The sequence below is a fragment of the Pseudoalteromonas sp. Z1A6 genome (assembly GCF_011378745.1).
Lineage (GTDB): Bacteria > Pseudomonadota > Gammaproteobacteria > Enterobacterales > Alteromonadaceae > Pseudoalteromonas > Pseudoalteromonas arctica.
The window spans coordinates 1-2,242 of record NZ_WTKW01000498.1; the positions used below are offsets into that span (position 1 = coordinate 1).

Annotated in this window: 2 protein-coding genes; one reads left to right on the forward strand and one right to left on the reverse strand. The window is 36.5% G+C overall.

Features of this window, described 5'->3' with window-relative positions; genetic code table 11:
* Positions 1-9: 9 nt before the first annotated feature.
* The gene (locus GQR46_RS18880; protein ID WP_007582012.1) at positions 10-735 is read right to left on the reverse strand and encodes a tetratricopeptide repeat protein; all 726 of its coding nucleotides are present in this window, start codon (positions 733-735) and stop codon (positions 10-12) included.
* A gap of 688 nt (positions 736-1,423) precedes the next feature.
* Between GQR46_RS18880 and GQR46_RS18885 the strand changes: the two genes are divergently transcribed.
* Positions 1,424-2,242: DUF6279 family lipoprotein (locus GQR46_RS18885; RefSeq protein WP_165742074.1), on the forward strand; the 819-nt coding region annotated here is incomplete at its 3' end.

The following is a 2,242-nucleotide window of genomic DNA, read 5'->3' on the forward strand; positions in this document are numbered from 1 at the left end:
AATAAGACTTTAAAATAAGCGACCTTCGCCAGCATAAGTACCCACTTGTATTTTTGCATAAATGGCATCGGCCTTTTCTTTAGCTTCTTCAATTTCTTTAGGCAGCATTTTACGCTCATCAAGTTTGCGGCTATGACTCGCTTGCATATTGCCGTTGTACTCAGCGATAGTATTCCAAATGTATGACTTTTCTAAATCTTTTGGCATACCTAGCCCTTCAAAATACATGAGGGCTAAATTGAATTGTGCTAAAGAGTAATTGTTTGCAGCTGCTTTTTCGTACCAGTTGCGTGCCGCTTCATAATCTCGCGTAACGCCCACGCCATTGGAATACATTACACCTAAATTAAACTGAGCTGCAGGCAGGTTTTTATTGGCTGCTTTTTCAAATAAGGTAACAGCCATTTGGTGATCAAGCTTTACGCCTTTACCTTCGTCGTATAAAACAGCTAACGCAAACATTGAATCCGGATGGTTCTTTTTAACGCCTTGTTGATAAAGCGCAGCTGCTTTGCGGTAATCGCGTGTTACACCGTATCCACCTTCGTATAATTTAGCTAGTTCGTAAATTCCTGGTGCAAAACCTTTATCGGCAAGGTATTGAAACTCTTTTAGGGCGACTGCAAATTCACCTTCGTTAGCTGCTCTTATGCCATCTTCTAATGTTGCATGAGCGAAAGGGCTGGCAAGTAAAACGCCAGCAAGAACGAGTGCTTTCAAATTAAACTGTGACATATTAATGTCTCCAATTAGTAATAGTTACGATAGGTTTTAGGGCCAGTATATCTTGCCGCGATTAAATAGCGCCTAAATAGAACAAGTTTTAATCCCGAAAGGTAAACAGACTTTAGTTAAATGCTAAATTATTAAATTTTTGCACTATTTGCGCATTTTAAACGTTTAATACTCAATGCATTTAAGCAGAGACTAAATCGGTTATTATAAATAGATGCAAAAAAGGGTGTCTACTGTTATGTTTTACGCCAGCTTTAGCGCAAACGCAAGGCGATACCTTATCAGATCGTGCGTATAAAATGTAAATAATAGCGCGGTGGACTTTTAAGGTAAGTAAACGAGTTTAAGAAGTGTAAGATACAGATTTTATAGAAAATTTAAAGAAATAAAAAAAGCCCGTTAGGGCTTTTTTGAGTCATATTAACCGTCACTAATATGAGCAATGTAGCAAGTAAATGTGATATTTGATGTTATTACTTGGGTCGAGTAAGTAATAACACGAAGCGGCACGCTCTTCTTTTAATGTGTCAGCATCCTTGCTGAATATTCTTCCGTAGGCACTGAGGTCGTTACACTGTGTTTGTGCGAACGATTATCAGTTAGATCTAAATGCAAGTCAATGCTTAAATGATAATTATTATCAAATAAGTTTTGAAGCTTTGCCACAATCTAAATAATAGAGAAGGTTATGCTTAATAATTTCAAAGCAAAAAAACTAAAACAGATATGCCTTGCTGTAAGTATGTTGTTTTTATGTAGTTGTTCGGCATCTTTTACTTACAATAATTTGAGTTGGCTTTCATCGTTTTGGGTTGACGATTATGTTGATTTAAATAAAAAGCAAAATACACAGCTAAAAAACATAATTACAACAACACAAAATTGGCACCGAACTACCCAGTTACCCGCCTACAGACAAGACATACAAAATATAAAAGTATTGTTTAACCAAACATTGGAGGCTAAACAATTAAAAACACAGGTTGTGCTTGCAAAACAACATTGGCAGAACCTACTTGGGTACGCAAAACTGCCTTTAGCTGAGCTTGGAGCAACCTTATCAAGTGAGCAAAGAGGTGAGCTTTTAAACAATATCCAAATAAAAATTAACGACGAACGCGAAGAGTTTAACGAACAAACCCCGCTTGAGCGAAAAAGTGAGCGTTTGGAAGAGCAATTTGAATACTACGAGCAGTGGATAGGCAAGCTTAATAAACAACAAAAAGCGCTGATTAAATCAACTAATGAACAACATCGAGACTCAGGAGCGCTGTGGTTAGAGTACAAGAAAAACCGTTTGAATGCAGCCAAACAGGTATTTACAAATGCTGAAATTACAAAAAAAGAATTTATAAATCAGTTAAGTACAGTTATTGAAGAGCGCGAACTTTATATGAGCGACGCACTATTGAAAAGCAATGAAGCAAACTTAAATTTATATATAAATTTACTCTACGAATTAAACCTAACTCTAAATGATAAACAACGCCAAAGCGTTAATGATCAA

Excerpts from the sequence above, each read along its gene's own strand:
- GQR46_RS18880 (WP_007582012.1), bottom strand. The coding sequence starts at position 735 with ATGTCACAGTTTAATTTGAAAGCACTCGTTCTTGCTGGCGTTTTACTT.